The organism is Monashia sp. HAY1-5C, from assembly GCF_056755255.1.
The window spans coordinates 1-245 of sequence record NZ_JBPGXG010000635.1; the positions used below are offsets into that span (position 1 = coordinate 1).

1 protein-coding gene is annotated in these 245 nt (G+C 63.3%); it reads left to right on the top strand.

Features of this window, described 5'->3' with window-relative positions:
• A partial coding sequence (locus ACR9ZK_RS23005) for a formate dehydrogenase N subunit beta transmembrane domain-containing protein (protein WP_481344231.1) occupies nt 1–212 on the top strand: 212 nt, incomplete at its 5' end.
• Between the last annotated feature and the right edge of the window lie 33 nt (nt 213–245).

Below are 245 nucleotides of genomic sequence, written 5' to 3' on the forward strand. Positions count from 1 at the left end.
TCAGTCCGCTGGTGGGCTTGTGGAAAGGCATCAGCAAACCCTTGGGCCTGCTGGCGATGGGTGCGGCGGTGCTGGCCGGCTTCTTCCATTACGTGCGTATCGGGCCGAATCGCGTCGAGGAAGATGAACATCCGACGCCGCCGGATACTTCGGTGCATGTCGTCGATCCGGCGGTGCACACCTTCGATCCACGCGGGGAGGACCGGCCATGAGCAACAAGACGATCCTGCGCTACACCGCCAACC